The organism is Alloalcanivorax marinus (assembly GCF_016785095.1).
Classification (GTDB): Bacteria; Pseudomonadota; Gammaproteobacteria; order Pseudomonadales; family Alcanivoracaceae; genus Alloalcanivorax; species Alloalcanivorax marinus_A.
This window is the reverse complement of sequence record NZ_JAEKJB010000008.1, coordinates 159,260-177,825: the sequence shown is the minus strand read 5'-3', so window position 1 is coordinate 177,825 and position 18,566 is coordinate 159,260. Positions and strand designations below refer to the sequence as shown.

Genomic DNA, 18,566 nt, shown 5'->3' with positions numbered 1-18,566 from the left:
CCGGTAGTTATAAACCAGCTTACATGTCCGCGTCCAGGAAACTGCGGAGGTGTTCGCTGCGCGACGGGTGGCGCAGTTTGCGCAGGGCCTTGGCTTCGATCTGGCGGATACGCTCCCGGGTCACGTCGAACTGCTTGCCGACTTCTTCCAGGGTGTGGTCCGTGTTCATGTCGATGCCGAAGCGCATGCGCAGCACCTTGGCTTCCCGGGCGGTGAGGTTGGCCAGCACTTCCCGGGTGGCTTCTTCCAGGCCCAGGGAGGTGGCGGAGTCCACCGGGGAGTCCATGTTGCCGTCCTCGATGAAGTCGCCCAGGCTGGAATCCTCGTCGTCGCCGATCGGGGTTTCCATGGAGATCGGTTCCTTGGCGATCTTCAGTACCTTGCGCACCTTGTCTTCCGGCATTTCCAGCCGCACGCCCAGTTCTTCCGGGGTCGGTTCGCGGCCCATTTCCTGGAGCATCTGGCGCTGCACGCGGTTGATCTTGTTGATCGTCTCTATCATGTGCACCGGAATCCGGATGGTGCGGGCCTGGTCCGCGATGGAGCGGGTAATGGCCTGTCGGATCCACCAGGTGGCGTAGGTGGAGAACTTGTAACCGCGACGGTATTCGAACTTGTCCACGGCTTTCATCAGGCCGATGTTGCCTTCCTGGATCAGGTCCAGGAACTGCAGGCCGCGGTTGGTGTACTTCTTGGCGATGGAGATCACCAGGCGCAGGTTGGCCTCGACCATCTCTTTCTTGGCGCGGCGGGCCTTGGCTTCGCCGATGGAGATGCGGCGGTTGATTTCCTTGATGTCCGCCACCGGCAGGCCGACGATTTCTTCCAGCGTCAGGATCTTGCGCTGGTTGCGCTGGATGTCTTCCTTCATCAGGCCCAGCTTGCCGGCCACTTCCTTGGACTTCTTGCCCTTCAACTGGTTGTCGACCCAGTCCAGGTTGGTCTCGTTGCCCGGGAACACCTTGATGAAGTCGCGGCGCGGCATGCCGGCGCGGCGGATCGCCAGGGTCATGATCTGGCGTTCGAACTTGCGCACCGTGTCCAGGTGGTTGCGGGCCGCGTTGAGCAGCTCGTCATAGATGCGCGGCACCAGCTTGAACAGGGTGAAGTGATCGGCGAGGGCTTCCAGCGCCTTGGCGGTGCTGGCGTGGTCGCGACCGTTGCGCTTCAGGGAGCGCTCGGCCTTCTCGTAGCGCTTGCGCAGCTCGGCGAAGCGCTCCGCGGCCAGTACCGGGTCCAGGCCGCCTTCATCTTCCTCGTCGTCGTCGTCCTTGTCCTTATCCTTGTCCTCGTCGTCGTCTTCCTCGTCCTCTTCCTTCTTGGCGGCCTCGGCTTCCTCCTTCTTCTTCTGGCTGAAGCGGGGCTCCTTGTTGGCGGCGGTGGCGGCGGCGCCGTCGTCATTCGGGTCCAGATAGCCGGCGATCACGTCGGTGAGCTTGCGCTCCTCGTCGATGATGCGCTGGTATTCATCAAGGACCATTTCCACCGCGCCGGGCCAATAGGCCATGGCGTGCATCACTTCCCGGGTGCCTTCCTCGATGCGCTTGGCGATTTCGATTTCGCCTTCCCGGGTGAGCAACTCCACGGTGCCCATCTCGCGCATGTACATGCGCACCGGGTCGGTGGTGCGGCCGGGCTCATTCTCCACGGAGGCGAGCACGGCGGCGGCTTCCTCGGCGGCGATCTCGTCGGTGCTTTCCGCACTCTCGTCCATCATGATCTGATCGGCATCGGTGGCTTTCTCGACCACGGTGATGCCCATGTCATTGATCATCTGGATGATGTCTTCCACCTGATCCGTGTCAGTGATGGATTCGGGAAGGTGGTCGTTCACCTCGGCGTAGGTCAGGTAGCCCTGTTCCTTGCCCAGCGCGATCAAAAGCTTCAGCTGTGATTGCTGCTGTTTCTGAGACGTCATGCGAAAAGTCCGTAGGTTGACGAGGTGTCGTTGGGAAACGGCATATTATACGTGGATATGGGGGCTGGAGCCAGTTTGGTCAAGCCCCCGGGTCTTCACGCCAGGGTGGCCCGGGCCGGTCAGACGGGCCCCTGGCGGGCCCGGGAGCGGGCCTGGGAGAGCGCCTGGATCAGCTCCCCGAGGCGGGATGCGTCAGGATTGGGGCGGCGCTGCTCTTCTTCAAGGGCCTGCTCCAGAGCGAGGATGCGCAGGTGCCCCAGGGCGTCTTCCCAGTAGCGGCGCGCCACGTCCGCGTCCATGGGCGGCTTGAGCGCCTCGCGCAGTAGCGCCGACAGGGATTCGCCATGGTCCAGGGCCATGGCGGCACCCAGCAGCGCGGCCGGCGAGCCGCCCTGGTCCCGGGCGGTGGCGGCCACCTGCTGCAGCAGGTCGCGCTGGTCCAGTTCCAGCTCCTCCAGGCCCTCTGGCAGGGGGTGTTCATCCAGCACCTGCGGGTGCGAGAGGAGCACCAGCACCAACCGCTCCACCAGGGTCAGGCCGGCGCCCCGGGAGCGCGGCGGACGCCGGCGTGGAGGTCGGGCCGGGGCGTTTCCCTCGGGGAAATCCGCCCAGTCTGGTGGCGGGCCCGGGTCGCCTTCCGGCGGTGGTGTGTCCCAGGGCCCGGGATCAGCGTCCCTGGGCGCCGGTTCGGGCCGTGCCGGCGGCGGTTCCGGAGCCGTCCGGCGCGGTTTGGGCAGGCTTTCGCGGAGTTTTTCCAGGGCGCCGCGTTCCAGCCGGGTGAGCCGCGCCAGTTCCTCTTCCAGCAGAGCCCGGTAGACCGGGCCGGCGGGTTTGTCGAGGAACGGCAGGGCGAGCCGGGCCAGGCGGGCGCGACCGTCCACGGTGTTCAGGTCCAGCCCTTCGGAGAGGTGCCGGAACAGATAGGTGGCCAGGGTGTCCGCTTTGTCAGTGAGCGCTAACAAAGCTTCCGGGCCCTGGGCGCGTACCAGCGTGTCCGGGTCCTCGCCTTCGGGCAGGAACAAAAAACGCGCCTGCTTGCCGTCGTCCAGCACCGGCAGGGCGGATTCCAGGGCCCGCCAGGCGGCGCGCCGGCCGGCGTTGTCGCCGTCGAAGCAGAACACCACCTCGTTAACCTGCCGGAACAGGGTGTGGCAGTGGTCCTCGCTGGTGGCGGTGCCCAGGGTGGCCACCGCGTTGGGCACGCCATGCTGGGCCAGGGCGATCACGTCCATGTAGCCTTCCACCACGTACAGGCGGTCGGTCTTGTCCCGGCTCTGGCGCCACTCCCACAGGCCGTACAGTTCCTTGCCCTTGTGGAACACCGGAGTTTCCGGGCTGTTCAGGTATTTGGGCTTGCCGTCGCCGAGTACCCGGCCGCCGAAGCCGATGGTGCGGCCACGGCCATCGCGGATCGGGAACTGGATGCGGTCGCGGAATTTGTCGTAGGTGCGACCGCTGTCTTCCTTGCGCACCAGCAGGCCGGCGGTGAGGGCCTGTTCGATGCCCTCGTTGTCCAGGCTCAGGCCCTGGCTCAGATTGTCGTAGCCCGGTGGCGCGAAGCCGAGCCCGTAGCGGGCGGCGATCTGGCCGGTGAGGCCGCGACCCTTGAGGTAGCTCACCGCCTTCTGGCGCTCCGGGGCGTGCTTGAGCTGCTGGCGGTAGAAGCGTTCCGCCCGGGCCAGCAGGTCATAGAGGGTCTGCAGCCGGTCGCGGCGGGCCTTTTCCTTGCGGGCGTCGCCGCCCCCCTCGCGGGGCACTTCCATGCCGGCCCGGGTGGCCAGCTGTTCCACTGCCTCCGGGAAGCTGAGGTGGTCGTACTCCATCAGGAAGCCGACCGCGTTGCCGGAGGCGCCGCAGCCGAAGCAGTAGTAGAACTGCTTGTCCGGAGCCACGGTGAAAGAAGGCGTCTTTTCCTGATGGAAGGGGCAGCAGGCCGAATAGTTGCGGCCGGTCTTTTTCAGGGGCACGCGGGAATCGATCAGCGCCACCAGATCGGTGCGCGCCAGAAGATCCTGGATGAAGTGTTCGGGAATGCGGCCGGCCATGGAAGGGAATCTTCCTCGCAGTGACGCGCCGGATCAAGCAATGGCGCGGGCCAGCGATGATCCTAGGCTAGACGTTGTTTGACCTTGCCGCTGACGGCGCCGATGTCGGCGCGGCCCTGCAACCGCGGCTTGAGCACGCCCATCACCTTGCCCATGTCCTGCATGCCGGAGGCACCGGTCTGGGCGATGGCCTGCTCGATCAGAGCCTGGATTTCCGTCTCGTCAAGCTGGGTGGGCAGGAATTCCTGGAGCACCGCGATTTCCGCTTCTTCCACCTCGGCCAGATCGGCCCGGTTGGCGTCGCGGTACTGGCTGGCGGCATCCTTGCGCTGCTTGATCTGCTTGTCGAGCAGCGCCAGAACGCGCGCGTCGTCCAGCTCAATACGTTCATCCACCTCGACCTGCTTGATCGCGGCGGTGGCCATGCGAAGCGTTCCCAGGCGCGCTTTATCCCTGGCGCGCATGGCGTCCTTCACGGCGGCGTTGAGTTGGTCCTGGAGCGCGCTCATGACGAAACCGGAAACGCCGGGCGGGGCCCGGCGTTGTCCTTAGTACAGACGCTTACGCGCCAGCTGCTCGCGCTGCAGCTTTTTCAGGTGACGCTTTACAGCGGCGGCCCGCTTGCGCTTACGCTCCTGGGTGGGCTTCTCGTAGTTCTCGCGACGACGGACTTCGGAGAGCACACCGGCTTTTTCGCAGGAACGCTTGAAACGGCGCAGGGCCACGTCGAAGGGTTCGCCTTCTTTCACTTTCACCTGAGGCATGAAGTATCACCTACCTTGAATATTGAATATTGCGGTTAATTGGGGCTGTCGGGGCTCAGGTGTCCCTGGGGCGGCAATGGGCCACCCAGACAGCGAGGCGCGAATTCTACCTGAGCCCGGAGAAAATGCAAAGCATGGCCCTTGGCGGTATCATGCGCGTCCCGGTCGGGCATCGCGCCCGCGCCGGCGAAACGGGAGCAAAAATGCGCGTATTGGGCATCGAATCCAGCTGCGACGAGACCGGCGTCGCCCTCTATGACACGGAGCGCGGCCTGCTCGGCCAGGCGCTGTTCAGTCAGATCGACATGCATGCCGCCTATGGGGGCGTGGTGCCGGAACTGGCCAGCCGCGATCATGTGCGCCGCGTGCTGCCGCTGATCCGCCAGGTGCTCAGCGAGGCCGGCTGCGGGCCGGAGCAGGTGGACGGTGTCGCCTTCACCGCCGGCCCGGGCCTGGCCGGGGCCCTGCTGGTGGGGGCTGGCGTGGGCCGCTCCCTGGCCTACGGCTGGGGCGTGCCGGCGGTGCCGGTGCACCATATGGAAGGCCACCTGCTGGCGCCGTTGCTGGAGGAAGCGCCGCGGCCCGGAGAAGAGCGCCCCGATTTCCCGTTCGTGGCACTGCTGGTCAGCGGCGGCCACTCCCTGCTGCTGGAAGCCCGCGCCCTGGGCGACTATCGGCCCCTGGGCGAGTCCGTTGACGACGCCGCCGGCGAAGCCTTCGATAAGGTCGCCAAGATGATGGGGCTGGGGTATCCGGGCGGGCCGCGCATCGCCGCCCTGGCGGAGAAGGGCGAGGCGGGCAGGTTCCGCTTTCCCCGGCCGATGACCGACCGCCCCGGCCTGGACATGAGCTTCTCCGGCCTGAAGACCTTCACCCTTAATACCATCAATGATCTGGGTGGCGCCGACGCCCTGTCCGACCAGGACCGGGCGGACATCGCCCTGGCGTTCCAGGACGCGGCGGTGGATACCCTGGTGATCAAGTGCCGGCGGGCCATGGAGCAGACCGGCGGCGAGCGGCTGGTGGTGGCCGGTGGCGTCAGCGCCAACCGTTCGTTGCGGGAAAAGCTGGACGCGGCCATGGCCAAACGGGGCGTGCGGGTGTTCTACCCGGGGCTGGCCTACTGCACCGACAATGGCGCCATGATCGCCTACGCCGGAGCCCTGCGGTTGGCCGCCGGGGAGCACAGCGGCCTGCCCATCGCCGTACGCCCGCGCTGGCCGCTGGCGGAGCTGGCCCCGCTGAGCGCCTGATCGCGGGCTTTCATCGCGACTGAAGCGGAGTGCCGCCCAGTCGCTCCTACAAGGTCCGTTGTAGGAGCGACTTCAGTCGCGATCAGCCGCTACCGCTTACCGCGAAACCCCAGTTCCTCGCCGCTGAGCAGCTTGGCCAGATTGGTGCGGTGGCGGAAGATCATGATGGCGGTGAGCGCCACCATCGGCCAGAACGCCGCCGGCAGCCAGAACCACAGGCTGATGGGCGCGGCCACGAAGGCGCTCAGCGACGCCACCGAGGAAATCCGCGTCAGCGCGAACACCAGCAGCCAGACCGTGCCGGCCACCAGGCCGCTGGGCCAGTGCAGTGGGAACAGCAGCCCGAAGGCGGTGGCCACGCCCTTGCCGCCACGGAACTGGAAGAACACCGGGAACAGATGACCCAGGAAGGCGCAGAAGCCGACCAGGGCGGCGGCGAAGGCGTTCATGCCCAGGCCGTAGGCCAGCGCCACCGGGAGGGTGCCCTTGAGCACGTCGCCCAGCAGGGTGAGGGCGGCGGCGGGTTTGCCGCCGATGCGCAGCACATTGGTGGCGCCCGGGTTACTGGAGCCCTCGGTGCGCGGGTCCGGGTAGCCGAACAGCCGGCACACCAGAATGGCGCTGGAAATCGATCCCAGCAGGTAGGCGGCCGCGCACAAAGGCAGCAGCCAGACTCCACTTTCCTGTAATGCTAAGGTGTCCACCGGCTATAATCCCGTTCTCAGAATCGTCGGCATTATCAAGGACCAGCATGGACATCGTCTATATCAGCGACCTCAAGGTGGACACGGTGATCGGCATCTACGACTGGGAGCGCCGTATCCGACAGACCGTGAGCCTGGATCTGGAAATGGCGGCGGACATCCGCCGCGCCGCCGCCAGCGATCACATCGATGATGCCTTGAACTACAAGGCCATCGGCAAGCGCATCATCCAATACATCGAGGAGAGCGACTTCCAGCTGGTGGAGACCCTGGCGGAGCGGGTGGCGCAACTGGTGCTGGAGGAGTTCGGCGTGTCCTGGCTCAAGCTTCGCTTGAGCAAGCCCGGTGCCCTGCGCGGTTCCCGGGACGTGGGCGTGATCATCGAGCGCGGGGAGCGTGCCTGATGGCAAGGGTGTATTTAAGCCTCGGCTCCAATATCGACCGCGACCACAATATCCGCTCCGGCCTGGACCGGCTGGCCGCGGAGTTCGGTGACCTCGATCTCAGCCCGGTGTACGAAAGCGAAGCGGTGGGCTTCAGTGGCGACGCCTTCTACAACCTGGTGGCGGCCCTGGATACCGACCTGCCGGTGGGCGAACTGGCCAACCGGCTGCGCGACATTGAACGGGCCCACGGCCGGGTGCGCGGCGAAAAGAAATTCTCCAGCCGCACCCTGGACATCGATATCCTTACCTATGGCGACCTTACCGGCGAGGTGGAAGGCGTCAAACTGCCCCGGGGCGAGATCCTCAAGCACGCCTTCGTGCTGCGCCCGCTCGCCGATCTCGCTCCCTCCGCCGAGCACCCGGTGCTCAAGCGCGGCTACGCGGCGCTGCTCGACGAATACCGCTTCCCCGAACAGCGCCTGTGGCAGGTGCCTTTTCTCTGGCCCTGATTGCTAGAAAATGAAGTTGCCCTGGGACCACTCCAGAAAACCCTCGCAATCATAGGTGTCGGTGACACCATTCACGGTCACCTGGAGGGTCTCGTTGTCGATGATGGACAGGTTCAACGAGGTACCTTCGTCGCCTTCCATGGTCAGATCTCCACGATCTGGGCACTCGATCATTTCATCGTGTGAATGGTAGAGCGGCACATGGGTGGTCAGGGTGACGCTGCCCTGAAGCGGGCTGCTAAAACTCAGTTGCCCTTCCATGGTCAGCGATTCGGGCCCGCGGCCGCCCTCTTCGATCTCAAGGCCGAACCCGTTGAACGTCCAGCTCGAATCGACTTGCCACGGATTCTGGCTGCTACCTTGCCGGGACGTGAACTCCAGGCTGCCGTTGAAATCACGGATACTGGCGATCGCCATGCCGTAGCTCGACGGTGAGATATGCACGGCGCCGTCCGCTTGAAGTGTCTCTTCCCAATACGGGTCGGGGCGAAGGGTATGTAGCGCGTAATCTTCCATGGTCATGGTGAACGGCGATACATCCTGTTCGTTCTCGAACGCGAACCGGACGTGGCCATCCGCCCAGGTGGTCTCGCCGTAGTATTGCTCGACGGCGCAGTTGTCGAACCGCGCCTGGTCGGGGCGGTTGCCGGTCATGGCGCCATCCACGGTGCCCTCGGGATCGTTCAGGCAGGTTTCCTGGCTCGCGCCCATGCCCGCGTACATGACCAGATACAAAAGTGCATCGGGCAGAACGCGGGGTGTATCCAGCGCCAGTCGTAACGCCTCGGCGGCGTTCTCGTCGCTGAGCACCAGGGAATTGGGCGTCTCCGACCCTGGTTCCTCCGCGCTGCTCGAGGAGGATTCATTACAGGCGCACAGCAGCGCTCCCGTGGCGAGCAAGGCCGCCACGGCCGGATGTTTTCGAGTGAACATTTTTAGCCCCCAATGGAGAGAACGGGCCCGGCCCGCCGCCCGTTTCCATCGGGCGGTCGGATCCGAGCCCGGTTAGTGGATCAGTCTTCGATGAATGCCAGGTATTCGTCGCAGGTGCGTTCCGGTTGCGCCACGCCGTTCACCGACACCACGATGTGGTCCTCGCCGTTGAAGGTGACGCTGGTGTAGCTGCCGTCCTCGGCGGTCAGGGTGAGGGTGCCGGCGGTCGCGCAGGAGGAGCCGGAGGGGCGACGCAGCCCAGTGTCGCCGGTGTCGACGGTCAGATAGGTGTCACCGTCCGGTAGGGAAAGGCGGCCGCTCATGATCTGGATGATGTCGGTGCCACTTACCGAGCTTTCAACCACGAAATCCTTGAAGCTCATCGCCACGTTCTGATTGTCGGAAGGGAACTCGCGGATGAACCGGTAGTCGCCGTTGGCCGTATAGCTGGGCGGTGAGGACGGGCCGTTCGGGAACTCCATGGTGCCGTCGAATCTGACCTGCTGGTTATCATCGCCGAGCACGGTTTCCTCGGAGAAGTCGTCCATGATCAGGCCTGTCAGAGTGCCGCCCGCGTCATATTCAAACGTCACCACACCGTCGGTCAGAGATGAGAAACCGGGCCCGAAATCCTCGCTGCAGGCGTTGTAGGTGATCCGTGATACGCGGTTTTCGGCGTCGGTTTCCACCTGGACGTCACCACTGCTGAAGCAGGGTCCGGGGATCGCGTTATTGGCCAGCGCCGGGCCGTAGTTAATGATCTTCGGCGCAGCGAAATAACTGGCCGTGGATTGGTCGAGCGCGGTGGGCGCGCTGTCTTCGGACACCGTCGATTCCGGTGCGTGGTAGCTGTCTTCTTCACAGGCGGCAAGAAGCAGGCAGGCAGAGAAAGTAGCGACCATGCATAACGGTGTCGCCCGGCGTGAAGCGTAAGAATAAAGTCTCATTTTCGGATGTCCCCCGGCAATTTTTTCTTAAAAATAATGGAAAATTTGCAATAAAATTTTTTGGGAGACTATCCGCATGATGAGCAAAAAGGAAATGAATTTTTCCGGCGTGGCGGGATTCAGTGGGCGATTACCAGCACGTTCATCGGATCGGTGAGATCAAGCAGTTGACCGCAGTTGATCAGGTCGCCGTCGCCATTGGTGGTCAGCACCGCTTCATTGGCGTTAGGAATGGTCAGACGGATGTAGCCGCCGTCGGCGCCGGTCACGGTGAGGTCGCCGGAGTCCGGGCAGGCCGCCATGGAGGTGGAAAGCGGGGCGTCGGTGTACACGTCCACGAATCCCCGGGCCTGTCCGTCGCCGAACAGGGTCAGCCGTCCGCTGGCGCCCATGCCCATGCCGCCGGTCATCGGGTTCACGGAGAAAGGTATCGCGAAGTCCTGTAACCGCCACCGCCAATGGTTGAGGGCGATGTCGTCTTCCAGGTAGTCGAAGTCCAGTGTCAGGTCGGCGTCGCTGATACTGGCGAAGGGCAGGCCGGTGACCGGATCCGGCGTCATTCGCAGCGCGCCGTCGAGACGGGTTCGGTTGCCATACAGGGTGCCTTGTCGTGTTTCGCGCAGGTGGGAGGTAAACCCGGATGCCTGGATGCGGAAGGGGGAGCCCGGGGTGTCGTCCTCATAGTCGATGGCCAGTTCGCCATCCAGCGTCAGGGTGGTGTCGGGGCCCAGGGAGGTCAGGCAATCGCGGTATTCGATGGCGGTGATCCGCTGGTCGCCACCGGCCTGCCGATCCCGCCGCAGCGTGCCGTCATTTTCGCAGGAGGTTACCGGCAGCGCGAAGGTGTGGAGATTCAGGTCGTAGGTCACGTTCAATGTCATCAGCGTGGTGATGAACATCACTTCGCCCAACAGACCATCGCCGTTGTGTTCGTCGATGGTCAGGGCGGTGGGGGTGGTGGCTGGCGGTGATGCTTCGCCGCGACGATGATCGTGGTCACCGCCACAGGCGGCCAGTGAAAGAGCAAGCACGGGCAGTGCCCGGCGCAGCAGCGTTGAAGGCATGGAGGTTCCCCCTGAGGTGTCGTTATTGTGATGCTTGAGTCTGCCAGGGGGAGGCGGGGGGTGGCTTTCACCGGTGTCCCGGGAGGTTGTGCGGTTTGTCCCGCGGCGCCGGCTCAGGCGCCGGCCAGGGTGAGCGAGCGGCCGCCGTCCACGGCCAGGATCTGGCCGGTCACATAGGGCGCGTCGAGGGCCAGCCAGGCCACGGTGCTGGCGATGTCATCCGGGTCGCCGGCGCGCTTCAGCGCGGTGGCGCCAAGAATGGCGGCCTGATCCTCGCCGCCTTGCTCCGGCCACAGAATGGGGCCGGGGGAGACGCCGTTGACGCGTACCGCCGGGCCAAGCTCCCGGGCCAGGCTTTTGGTCATCATCGCCAGGCCGGCCTTGGCCATGCAGTAGAGAGGGTGGGCCGCCAGGGGCTTTTCCGCGTAGACATCGATGATGTTGACGATGGCGCCGCCACCGTCGCGGGTCAGGGCCTCGGCGAGCCCCTGGCTGAGCAGGAAGGGCGCGCGCAGGTTGCTGTGCATGAGTGCGTCCCAGTCGTCGTCGCCGGCATCCGCCAGCGGCGTGGGATAGAAACTGGACGCGTTGTTGACCAGCAGGTCCATGCCGCCGAAATGGTCAAGGGCGCGTGCCGCCAGGTCGCGTACCGCGTCCGGGTCGTTCAGGTCGGCGCGCAAGGTGGCGGCGCTGTCCGGGCGCAGGCCGTTGAGGCGATCGGCCAGTGCCATGGCGTCCGCTTCACTGTGCCGGTAATGAATCAGTACCCGGCAACCGCGTTCGTGGAGGGTGTGCGCGATGCGCGCGCCGATGCGGCGAGCTCCGCCGGTGACCAGGGCTATTGGCGCCATTGCTGGGTGAACTCCCGTTTGTATTCCCGGATGGCCTTGATGCGTTTTTCTTCCAGGGCGCGGCCCAGGGCGGGGCCGGCCAGGCCGGCTTCGCGCAGGGCGGTGGCGTCCACCTGGCGTACCGCCTCGGCCGCGCCATTGAGAAATTCGCCCTGCGGGAAGGGGGCCTTGGGGTCGGCGGCGCAGGTGCGCGCGTCGGCCTCGCAGGCGCTCAGGAAAAACTTCAGCCGCCGGGGGCGGCGAAGCACGTCCAGACTGTGAAGCAGCTCCCAGATGTCCACCGCGCGCAGATTGAAAACGCGATGCGCGCGCCGTTGCCAGCGGGCCATGGTGACACCGGCGTCGGCCATTTCCCTGGGCACCTTGAGTCGCTCCGCGAACTCCCGTGCCAGCACTTCGCTGCGCCGTTCGTGGCCACGGTGTTCGGGCCAGCCGTCCGGCGGTGTTTCCGCCTTGCCAAGATCATGACAGAGCAGGGCGAAGCGGCACGTCAAGGGCAGCTTCTGACGGGCGGCCTGGGCCAGACAGCGGTATTGATGGGTGAGCACGTCCACGGTGGGGTGGTGGTCCGGGCATTGCGGCACGCCGTCCAGGTTGGCCAGCTCCGGGAACAATTCACCCAGGGCGCCGCAGTCGTGCAGGGTTTGCAGGAACACCTGGGGAGAGCGTTCCATGAGCGCGCGGCTGGTTTCCTTCCAGACCCTTTCGGCGGGCAGATGCCTGAGCTCGTCGCTGAGCACGATGTCGCCCATCAGTTCCTCGGTTTCCTCCGCCACCCGGAACCCCAGCCAGCGGTAGCGGGCGGCGAAGCGGGCCACACGCAGCACGCGTAACGGGTCCTCGGCGAAGGCCGGGGAGACATGGCGCAATATCCGGGCTTTGAGATCGTGGCGGCCGTTGAAGGGGTCGATGACCTCGCCGTCGGCGGTGCGCGCCATGGCGTTAATGGTCAGATCGCGGCGGATCAGGTCCTGTTCCAGGGAGATGGACGGATCAGCGTGAAAGGTGAAGCCGCCGTGGCCGTGGCCGCTTTTGCGTTCGGTGCGCGCCAGCGCGTATTCCTCGCCGGTCTGCGGATGCAGAAAAACGGGAAAATCCTTGCCGACCGGGCGAAAGCCCTGATCGATGAGTTGTTGCGGGGTGGCGCCCACCACCACCCAGTCTCGTTCCTTGACCGGAAGGCCGAGCAGTTCGTCTCGAACCGCGCCGCCTACAAGATAGATATCCATTTGTTGTCACCAACCCTTTAACGCAGAATGGTCGCACGTCTGTTTTTATTCGCAAGCCAACGCGGTTGAGCCGCGTTTTTTTTGACCGACGCATTTTCCCCGGGTGCCCGGCCTGGGACAACCCCGCCCCTTTTTTTGTGAAGGAATGCCATGAACACCCTGGCTGCCTATTTGATCGTGATCGCCGTGTGGGCGACCACGCCCCTGGGTATTAAATGGAGCGGTGAGGCGTTGCCGGCGTTCGCCGCCGCCGGTTCGCGCATGGCGCTGGCGGCGGCGCTGGGCTTGCTCTGGTTGTTGGCGCGCGGGCAGGGGCTGCCGCTGCACCGGCGCGCCCTGACCAGCTACGGTGCCGCCTTGCCGGGCATTTTCGGTGCCATGGGCTGCAGCTATATGGCGGCCCGGGATTTGCCCTCCGGGCTGATTTCCGTGGTGTTCGGCATGGCGCCTTTGATTTCCGGGGTGATGATGCAGTGGCTGCCCGGCGGGCAGCGGTTCAACGGCTGGCACTGGGGGGCCTGTCTGCTGGGGTTGGCCGGGCTGGCACTGGTATTTGGCGACAGCCTGGGGACGCTGTGGGGTGGCGTCGAGGTGGTGGACCGGCGTGGCCGTGGCATGCTGTGGATTCTCTCGGCGGTCACGCTGTTCGCGTTGTCCGGCATCGTGGTGCAGCGCGTGGGGGCCGGTCTCGCGCCCATGCAGCAGACCGTGGGCGGGCTGTTGTTGTCGTTGCCGTTGTATGGCGCGGCGTTGCTGGCCACCGGCCAGGGCGTGGCGTGGAGCGGGGACGTGCGCGGTCTGGGTGCGATCATCTATCTGGCGGTATTCGGTTCCCTGGTGGGCTTTTATTGTTATTTCCTGGTACTGACCCGGCTGCCGGCGGCCACGGTGGCCCTGGTGACGCTGATCACGCCGGTGCTGGCGCTGTCGCTGGGCGCGTTGCTTAACGATGAGCAGCTCGGGCCACGGGTTCTGGCCGGCGCGGCGGTGATCGTGGCGGCGCTGGGATTTTACCTGTTCGGCGACCGGCGGGTGCGGCGTCAGGTCGTTTCCGCCACTGTTGGTGACGGATAAGATCATTGTCCTTGCCCGGGCGCCTGGGTAGGGTCGGCCAATCACCTTGGGAGAGAGATCGCCATGAAAACACGTCTTACCGAATTGCTGGGTACCCGTTATCCGATTATCCAGGGCGGCATGCAGAACGTGGGCTACGCGGAGCTGGCCTCCGCGGTGTCCAACGCCGGTGCCCTGGGTATCATCACCGGGCTGACCCAGCCGACGCCGGAGGATCTGGCTCGTGAGATCGCCCGTTGCCAGGAGATGACCGACCAGCCGTTCGGCGTCAACCTGACCCTGCTGCCGACCATCAAACCGGTGCCCTACGAGGAATACGCCCGGGCCATCGTCGAGTCCGGCGTCAAGATCGTGGAAACCGCCGGGCGCAGCCCGGAGCCGTTCATGGCGCTGTTCAACGAGCACGGCGTCAAGGTGATCCATAAATGCACCTCCGTGCGCCACTCGCTGAAGGCCCAGAGCCTGGGCTGCGCGGCGGTATCCGTGGATGGCTTCGAGTGCGCCGGCCACCCCGGCGAGGACGACGTCACCAACCTGGTGCTGCTGCCCGCCGCCGCCAAGGTGCTGGACATCCCCATGGTGGCCTCCGGTGGCATCGGTACCGGCGCGCAGATGGCCGCCTGTCTGGCCCTGGGCGCCGATGGCATCAACATGGGCACCCGCTTCATGGCCACCAAGGAAGCGCCCATCCACGACAACATCAAGCGCGCCATCGTCGAGGGCTCCGAGCGGGATACCACGCTGGTCTACCGCCCCCTGCGCAACACCGCCCGGGTGTACAAGAACAAGGTCGCCGAGCGGGTCAACGAGATCGAGCGCGAGGCCGGCAAGGACATGAAGTTCGAGCTGATCAGCGACATGGTGGCCGGCGCCAAGGGCAAGGTGGCGCTCACCGAGGGCGACGTGGATTACGGCATCTGGACCAGCGGCATGGTGCAGGGGCTGATCGACGCGATTCCATCCTGCGAGGAACTGGTGGCGTCGATCATCGACGAATGTACCAGCACCATTCGCCAGCGGCTGGTGAACCTGCTCGATTGAACCCGTTCGCGGCTAAGGCCGTTCCTGCGAATCCTGTGCAGGAGCGGCTTCAGCCGCGATCCGCCGTGAATACCACCAGGTGCTCCAGATCCAGGCGCACCGTCACCCCGGTGCCTTCCTCATGGGCATGGTGGCTGGGGGCCAGGCAGGGTAGCCGCTGGCCGTTGTCCAGCTCCAGGGTGTAGAGCATGCGAGCGCCCCGGAATACCCGCTCCACCACCCGCGCCCGGCGCGGCCCGGCATCGTCGATCACCAGATCGTCCGGGCGCAGCAGCACCTCCACCGCGTCGCCCGGGGACGTGCCGTCCGGTAGCTCCCCGCCGAGATCACCCAGGGCCGTCTCCACCCGTCGAGGTCCGCTGACGCGGCCGGGAATCAGCACGCCGCCGCCGATGAAATCCGCCACGAAGCGGTGTTCCGGCCGGTGATAGACCCGGTACGGCGTGTCCCACTGCAGAAGGTGGCCGTCGTGCATTACCCCCACCAGATCCGCCAGGGCGAAGGCTTCGTTCTGGTCATGGGTGACGAACAGCGCGGTAATGCCTTCGCGCCGCAGGATGTGCCGCACATCCCGGCTGATCTGTTCACGCAGCTCCGCGTCCAGAGCGGAAAAAGGCTCATCGAGCAGCAGCAGTCGGGGCCGGGGCGCCAGCGCCCGGGCCAGGGCGATGCGTTGTTGCTGGCCGCCGGAGAGCTGGTGCGGGTAGCGCCGTCCCAGGCCGGGCAGGCCCACCAGGGCGAGCAGTTCCCGCACCCGCCGCTGCCGTTGCGCCGCCGGCCACTGATGCAGCCCGAAGGCGATGTTGGCGGCCACATCCAGGTGCGGGAACAGGGCAATGTCCTGGAACACCATGCCCACCCGGCGCGCCTCCGGCGCCACCCAGTGGCCGTCGCCGGCCACCGTGTCGCCGTGCAGGGCAACGCGCCCGCGGGACGGTGACAGAAAGCCGGCGATCAGCCTGAGCAGCGATGTCTTGCCGCACCCGGAGGGGCCGATCAGGCAGCCGATATGGCCTTCCTCCAGGGTCAGGCTCACCGCCTCCAGCACCGGCTGGTGGTGGAAGCTCAGGGACAGATCATCGAGGGTCAGCATGGCTTTCTTCCGCATGGCTCTCCATGGACAGGCGGGCGCCGCCCGGCGCGCCGTGGCCGGCGGGACGCATGGAACGGGTCAGCAGCAGCACCGGCGCCACCCCGGCGAGCAGGATCGCCAGCGCCGGCAGGGCGGCGTCCGCGAGCCGCTCGTCGGAGGCCAGCTCGAAGGCGCGCACCGCCAGGGTATTGGTATTGAAGGGTCTGAGTACCAGCGCCGCCGGCAGTTCCTTGAGGGTATCGACGAACACCAGCAGGGCGCTGGTGGCCAGGGGCACGCGCAGCAGCGGCAGATGCACATGGCGCAGCAGGCCCGGTGGCCGCCGGCCCAGGGAGCGGGCGGCGCTGTCCAGGTTGGGCGACAGCGCCTGCAGGCCGGCGTCCAGGCCCTGCACCGGGATGGTCAGGAAGCGCACCGTGCAGGCGAAGATCACCGCGAACAGGGTGCCGGAGAACAGCAGGCCCGGCCGTGGCAGGCCCACGGCGGCGAGCGCGCCGTTAAGGCCCCGGTCCAGACCGGCCAGCACGATCACCACGCCCACCGCCAATACCGTGCCCGGCACCGCGTAGCCGAAGCCGGCCAGCCGTGCCGCCAGCCGCCGTGGGCGGTCGGCGTGCAGTCTTCGCGCCCAGACCAGCAGCAGGCCCAGAGCGGTGGCCGCCGCCGCCGTGCAGGCGGCGATCAGCAGGCTGGTGCCGAGCAGACGCAGGAACTCCGGTGCCAGCAGGCCGCGCCAGCGCGGCAGGCTCCAGGCCGCCAGTTGGATCACCGGTAGCAGGAAGCCGAACACCACCGGCAGCCACAGCAGAGTCGCCAGGAGCAGCCCCCGGCCCCGGGACAGCACTCGGGGTGGCGCCGGCGGACTTTCGGCGCCAGCGATGCGGCGCTGCTGGCGGGCACGCCGCTCCACCCACAGCAGGGCGACCATGGCCAGCAGCAGGACACCGGCCAGCTGCGCCGCCGCCAGGCGGTCACCCAGGCCGAACCAGGTGCGGTAGATGCCGGTGCTCAGGGTGGGCACGCCGAAGTAGGCCACGGTGCCGTAGTCGGCCAGGGTTTCCATCAGCACCAGGGCCAGACCAGCGACGATGGCGGGCCGCGCCAGCGGCAGGGCGACCCGGAAGAAACGGCGACAGGGACCGGCGCCCAGGGTGCGTGCCACTTCCTGGGCCAGGGCGGCCTGGCCGACGAAGGCGGCGCGCGCCATCAGGTACACATAGGGGTAGAGCACCAGGGTGAACATGGCCACCGCCCCGGTCGGGCCGCGAATGTCCGGCAGCGGCAAGGACAGGGCCCGTTGCAGGGCGCCCTCGCTGGCCAGCAGGCCGGTCCAGGTGTAGGCGATCAGATAGGCGGGGCAGGCCAGGGGCAGCAGCAGGGCCCACTCCAGCACCCCGTGGCCGGGAAAGCGCAGGCGCGCCACCGCCCAGGCGGCGCCCACGCCGATCACCAGGGTGCCCAGGCCGGTGCCGGCGGCCAGCAGCAGTGACAGCCGGGCGTAGTCCGGCAGAACGGTGGCGCGCAAATGGGCCCAGTTGGGGGAAGCGCCGGCCAGCCAGCTGCCGGCCACCACCAGTACCGGGGCGGCCAGCGCCAGGGCCAGGCTCAGCAGCAGCCAGGAGCGCGCCCGGGCACGCCTGGAGGAACCGGGAGGCAAGGGGTTATTTCCAGCCCGCCCGGTCCATCACCTTCACCGCCTCGGCGTTCAGTTCGCCGAGTTTCACCAGGGGCAGGTCGTCCTGCTTGAATTCACCCCAGGATTGCAGGCGCTCGCTTACCGGTACACCCGGGCGCACCGGGTATTCGTGGTTGGTTTCCGCGTACCATTGCTGGGATTCGTCGCTGACCAGGAACTCCAGCAGTTCCACCGCGTGGTCCGGGTTCGGGGCGTGGCTGGCGACGCCGGCGCCGGAGATGTTGACGTGGGTGCCTCGGCCATCCTGATTGGGCCAGAACACCGCCATGCGGTTGCCGATGTCACGGGTTTCGGCGTCCTCGGCGGCCTGCATCATGCCCAGATAGTAGGTGTTCACCACCGCCAGATCGCATTCGCCGGCGGCCACCGCCTTGATCTGGTCGCGGTCGCCGCCGACCGGGTCGCGGGCCAGGTTGGCCACCAGCCCCTCGGCCCACTCCTGGGTGTCCGCTTCGCCGTCATGGGCGATCAGGCTGGCCACCAGGGACTGGTTGTAGATGTTGTCCGAGGAGCGGATGCAGATGCGCTTGGCCCATTGTTCGTCGGCCAGCGCCTCGTAGGTGGACAGGTTGGCCGGGTCCACCCGGTCGGGTGCGTAGGCGATCACCCGGGCGCGCACGGACAGGCCAAACCAGCGGCCTTCCGGCTCGCGCAGGGCCGGCGGCACCTGGCGGTCCAGCTCGTCGCTTTGGGTGGCGGTAAGCAGGCCTTCCCGCTGGGCCCGGTACAGGCGGCCGGCGTCGGTGGTGATCAGCAGATCGGCGGGGCTGTGTTCCCCTTCCGCCTTCATCCGTTCCACCAGGGCATCGGCGCTGCCGGTGATCAGGTTGACGGTAACGCCGCTTTGTTCGCTGTATCGGTCCAGCAGCGGTTTGATCAGGGCTTCCTTGCGGGCGGAGTAGACGTTCACTTCCTCGGTGGGGGAGCCGCAACCGGTCAGGACCAGGGTGGCGGAAAGGGCGGATGCAAGCAGACCAAAACGGCGCATAAAAAGCTTCTCCAGGCTGGAAACAACACGGCCCGGATAGAAGCATTAATGAGAATATTTATCAATCAAGG

At 66.2% G+C, this 18,566-nt stretch carries 18 protein-coding genes; 5 read left to right on the top strand and 13 right to left on the bottom strand.

Going from position 1 to position 18,566, the window contains the following annotated elements:
- Window positions 1–19: 19 nt before the first annotated feature.
- From rpoD to rpsU, 4 genes are all read right to left on the bottom strand, one after another.
- Complete coding sequence (rpoD, locus tag JF515_RS07810) at window positions 20–1,918, bottom strand: RNA polymerase sigma factor RpoD (RefSeq protein WP_203102795.1); 1,899 nt, start codon at window positions 1,916–1,918, stop codon at window positions 20–22.
- Window positions 1,919–2,037: 119 nt separating this feature from the next.
- Complete coding sequence (gene dnaG, locus JF515_RS07805; protein WP_203102792.1) at window positions 2,038–3,963, bottom strand: DNA primase; 1,926 nt, start codon at window positions 3,961–3,963, stop codon at window positions 2,038–2,040.
- 62 nt (window positions 3,964–4,025) lie between these two features.
- Window positions 4,026–4,472 carry a GatB/YqeY domain-containing protein gene (locus tag JF515_RS07800; RefSeq protein WP_203102790.1) on the bottom strand — a complete coding sequence of 149 codons (447 nt, stop codon included), beginning with the start codon at window positions 4,470–4,472 and terminating at the stop codon, window positions 4,026–4,028.
- Between the two features lie 39 nt (window positions 4,473–4,511).
- Entirely contained in the window at window positions 4,512–4,727 is a 216-nt protein-coding gene (rpsU, locus tag JF515_RS07795) for a 30S ribosomal protein S21 (RefSeq protein WP_014993329.1), read from the bottom strand.
- A 203-nt stretch (window positions 4,728–4,930) separates the two neighbouring features.
- Here rpsU and tsaD point away from each other — a divergent pair, with 203 nt between their 5' ends.
- Window positions 4,931–5,980 (top strand): tRNA (adenosine(37)-N6)-threonylcarbamoyltransferase complex transferase subunit TsaD, encoded by a 1,050-nt coding sequence (gene tsaD / locus JF515_RS07790; protein ID WP_203102787.1) that lies wholly within the window; start codon window positions 4,931–4,933, stop codon window positions 5,978–5,980.
- 89 nt (window positions 5,981–6,069) lie between these two features.
- Here the strand turns inward: tsaD and plsY are convergent, their stop codons facing one another.
- Window positions 6,070–6,684, bottom strand: a complete 615-nt coding sequence (plsY, locus tag JF515_RS07785) for a glycerol-3-phosphate 1-O-acyltransferase PlsY (RefSeq protein WP_203102780.1) — start codon at window positions 6,682–6,684, stop codon at window positions 6,070–6,072.
- Between the two features lie 47 nt (window positions 6,685–6,731).
- On the opposite strand from plsY, the gene folB reads away from it, so the two are divergent.
- Window positions 6,732–7,088: a dihydroneopterin aldolase gene (folB, locus tag JF515_RS07780; RefSeq protein WP_203102778.1), complete on the top strand. Its 357-nt coding sequence runs from the start codon at window positions 6,732–6,734 to the stop codon at window positions 7,086–7,088.
- Complete coding sequence (gene folK / locus JF515_RS07775; protein WP_203102776.1) at window positions 7,088–7,579, top strand: 2-amino-4-hydroxy-6-hydroxymethyldihydropteridine diphosphokinase; 492 nt, start codon at window positions 7,088–7,090, stop codon at window positions 7,577–7,579. The genes folB and folK overlap by 1 nt, the downstream gene beginning before the upstream one ends.
- 3 nt (window positions 7,580–7,582) lie before the next feature.
- On the opposite strand, the gene JF515_RS07770 is transcribed toward folK, so the two are convergent.
- The 5 genes from JF515_RS07770 to JF515_RS07750 all read right to left on the bottom strand — a co-directional run bounded on the left by JF515_RS07770 (window position 7,583) and on the right by JF515_RS07750 (window position 12,603).
- Window positions 7,583–8,512 carry a hypothetical protein gene (locus tag JF515_RS07770; protein ID WP_203102774.1) on the bottom strand — a complete coding sequence of 310 codons (930 nt, stop codon included), beginning with the start codon at window positions 8,510–8,512 and terminating at the stop codon, window positions 7,583–7,585.
- An 80-nt stretch (window positions 8,513–8,592) separates the two neighbouring features.
- Window positions 8,593–9,339, bottom strand: a complete 747-nt coding sequence (locus tag JF515_RS07765; RefSeq protein ID WP_203102772.1) for a hypothetical protein — start codon at window positions 9,337–9,339, stop codon at window positions 8,593–8,595.
- A 239-nt stretch (window positions 9,340–9,578) separates the two neighbouring features.
- Window positions 9,579–10,523 carry a hypothetical protein gene (locus JF515_RS07760; RefSeq protein ID WP_203102770.1) on the bottom strand — a complete coding sequence of 315 codons (945 nt, stop codon included), beginning with the start codon at window positions 10,521–10,523 and terminating at the stop codon, window positions 9,579–9,581.
- Between the two features lie 113 nt (window positions 10,524–10,636).
- Window positions 10,637–11,374, bottom strand: a complete 738-nt coding sequence (locus tag JF515_RS07755; protein WP_203102768.1) for a pteridine reductase — start codon at window positions 11,372–11,374, stop codon at window positions 10,637–10,639.
- Window positions 11,362–12,603, bottom strand: a complete 1,242-nt coding sequence (locus tag JF515_RS07750) for a multifunctional CCA addition/repair protein (RefSeq protein WP_203102766.1) — start codon at window positions 12,601–12,603, stop codon at window positions 11,362–11,364. Before JF515_RS07750 ends, JF515_RS07755 begins: the two co-directional genes overlap by 13 nt.
- A gap of 150 nt (window positions 12,604–12,753) precedes the next feature.
- Between JF515_RS07750 and JF515_RS07745 the strand changes: the two genes are divergently transcribed.
- Both JF515_RS07745 and JF515_RS07740 read left to right on the top strand, forming a co-directional pair.
- On the top strand, window positions 12,754–13,677 hold the full coding sequence (locus JF515_RS07745) for a DMT family transporter (RefSeq protein ID WP_203102759.1): 924 nt from the start codon (window positions 12,754–12,756) through the stop codon (window positions 13,675–13,677).
- 63 nt (window positions 13,678–13,740) lie between these two features.
- Window positions 13,741–14,718: an NAD(P)H-dependent flavin oxidoreductase gene (locus tag JF515_RS07740; protein ID WP_203102757.1), complete on the top strand. Its 978-nt coding sequence runs from the start codon at window positions 13,741–13,743 to the stop codon at window positions 14,716–14,718.
- A gap of 49 nt (window positions 14,719–14,767) precedes the next feature.
- Here the strand turns inward: JF515_RS07740 and JF515_RS07735 are convergent, their stop codons facing one another.
- The 3 genes from JF515_RS07735 to JF515_RS07725 are packed head-to-tail and all read right to left on the bottom strand — an operon-like array spanning window position 14,768 to window position 18,495.
- Complete coding sequence (locus JF515_RS07735) at window positions 14,768–15,826, bottom strand: ABC transporter ATP-binding protein (protein ID WP_203102755.1); 1,059 nt, start codon at window positions 15,824–15,826, stop codon at window positions 14,768–14,770.
- Window positions 15,795–17,468, bottom strand: coding sequence for an ABC transporter permease (locus JF515_RS07730; protein ID WP_203102753.1), 1,674 nt, complete (start codon window positions 17,466–17,468; stop codon window positions 15,795–15,797). The genes JF515_RS07735 and JF515_RS07730 overlap by 32 nt, the downstream gene beginning before the upstream one ends.
- Window positions 17,469–17,472: 4 nt before the next feature.
- Entirely contained in the window at window positions 17,473–18,495 is a 1,023-nt protein-coding gene (locus JF515_RS07725; RefSeq protein ID WP_203102751.1) for a Fe(3+) ABC transporter substrate-binding protein, read from the bottom strand.
- Between the last annotated feature and the right edge of the window lie 71 nt (window positions 18,496–18,566).

What these genes read in the sequence shown, in the direction of transcription:
- JF515_RS07745 (WP_203102759.1), top strand. Translation starts at nt 12,754, where the DNA reads ATGAACACCCTGGCTGCCTATTTGATCGTGATCGCCGTGTGGGCGACC.
- JF515_RS07760 (WP_203102770.1), bottom strand. Translation starts at nt 10,523, where the DNA reads ATGCCTTCAACGCTGCTGCGCCGGGCACTGCCCGTGCTTGCTCTTTCA.
- folK (WP_203102776.1), top strand. Translation starts at nt 7,088, where the DNA reads ATGGCAAGGGTGTATTTAAGCCTCGGCTCCAATATCGACCGCGACCAC.
- tsaD (WP_203102787.1), top strand. Translation starts at nt 4,931, where the DNA reads ATGCGCGTATTGGGCATCGAATCCAGCTGCGACGAGACCGGCGTCGCC.
- JF515_RS07740 (WP_203102757.1), top strand. Translation starts at nt 13,741, where the DNA reads ATGAAAACACGTCTTACCGAATTGCTGGGTACCCGTTATCCGATTATC.
- JF515_RS07735 (WP_203102755.1), bottom strand. Translation starts at nt 15,826, where the DNA reads ATGCGGAAGAAAGCCATGCTGACCCTCGATGATCTGTCCCTGAGCTTC.
- JF515_RS07770 (WP_203102774.1), bottom strand. Translation starts at nt 8,512, where the DNA reads ATGTTCACTCGAAAACATCCGGCCGTGGCGGCCTTGCTCGCCACGGGA.
- rpoD (WP_203102795.1), bottom strand. Translation starts at nt 1,918, where the DNA reads ATGACGTCTCAGAAACAGCAGCAATCACAGCTGAAGCTTTTGATCGCG.
- folB (WP_203102778.1), top strand. Translation starts at nt 6,732, where the DNA reads ATGGACATCGTCTATATCAGCGACCTCAAGGTGGACACGGTGATCGGC.
- dnaG (WP_203102792.1), bottom strand. Translation starts at nt 3,963, where the DNA reads ATGGCCGGCCGCATTCCCGAACACTTCATCCAGGATCTTCTGGCGCGC.
- rpsU (WP_014993329.1), bottom strand. Translation starts at nt 4,727, where the DNA reads ATGCCTCAGGTGAAAGTGAAAGAAGGCGAACCCTTCGACGTGGCCCTG.
- JF515_RS07750 (WP_203102766.1), bottom strand. Translation starts at nt 12,603, where the DNA reads ATGGATATCTATCTTGTAGGCGGCGCGGTTCGAGACGAACTGCTCGGC.
- JF515_RS07755 (WP_203102768.1), bottom strand. Translation starts at nt 11,374, where the DNA reads ATGGCGCCAATAGCCCTGGTCACCGGCGGAGCTCGCCGCATCGGCGCG.
- JF515_RS07800 (WP_203102790.1), bottom strand. Translation starts at nt 4,472, where the DNA reads ATGAGCGCGCTCCAGGACCAACTCAACGCCGCCGTGAAGGACGCCATG.
- JF515_RS07725 (WP_203102751.1), bottom strand. Translation starts at nt 18,495, where the DNA reads ATGCGCCGTTTTGGTCTGCTTGCATCCGCCCTTTCCGCCACCCTGGTC.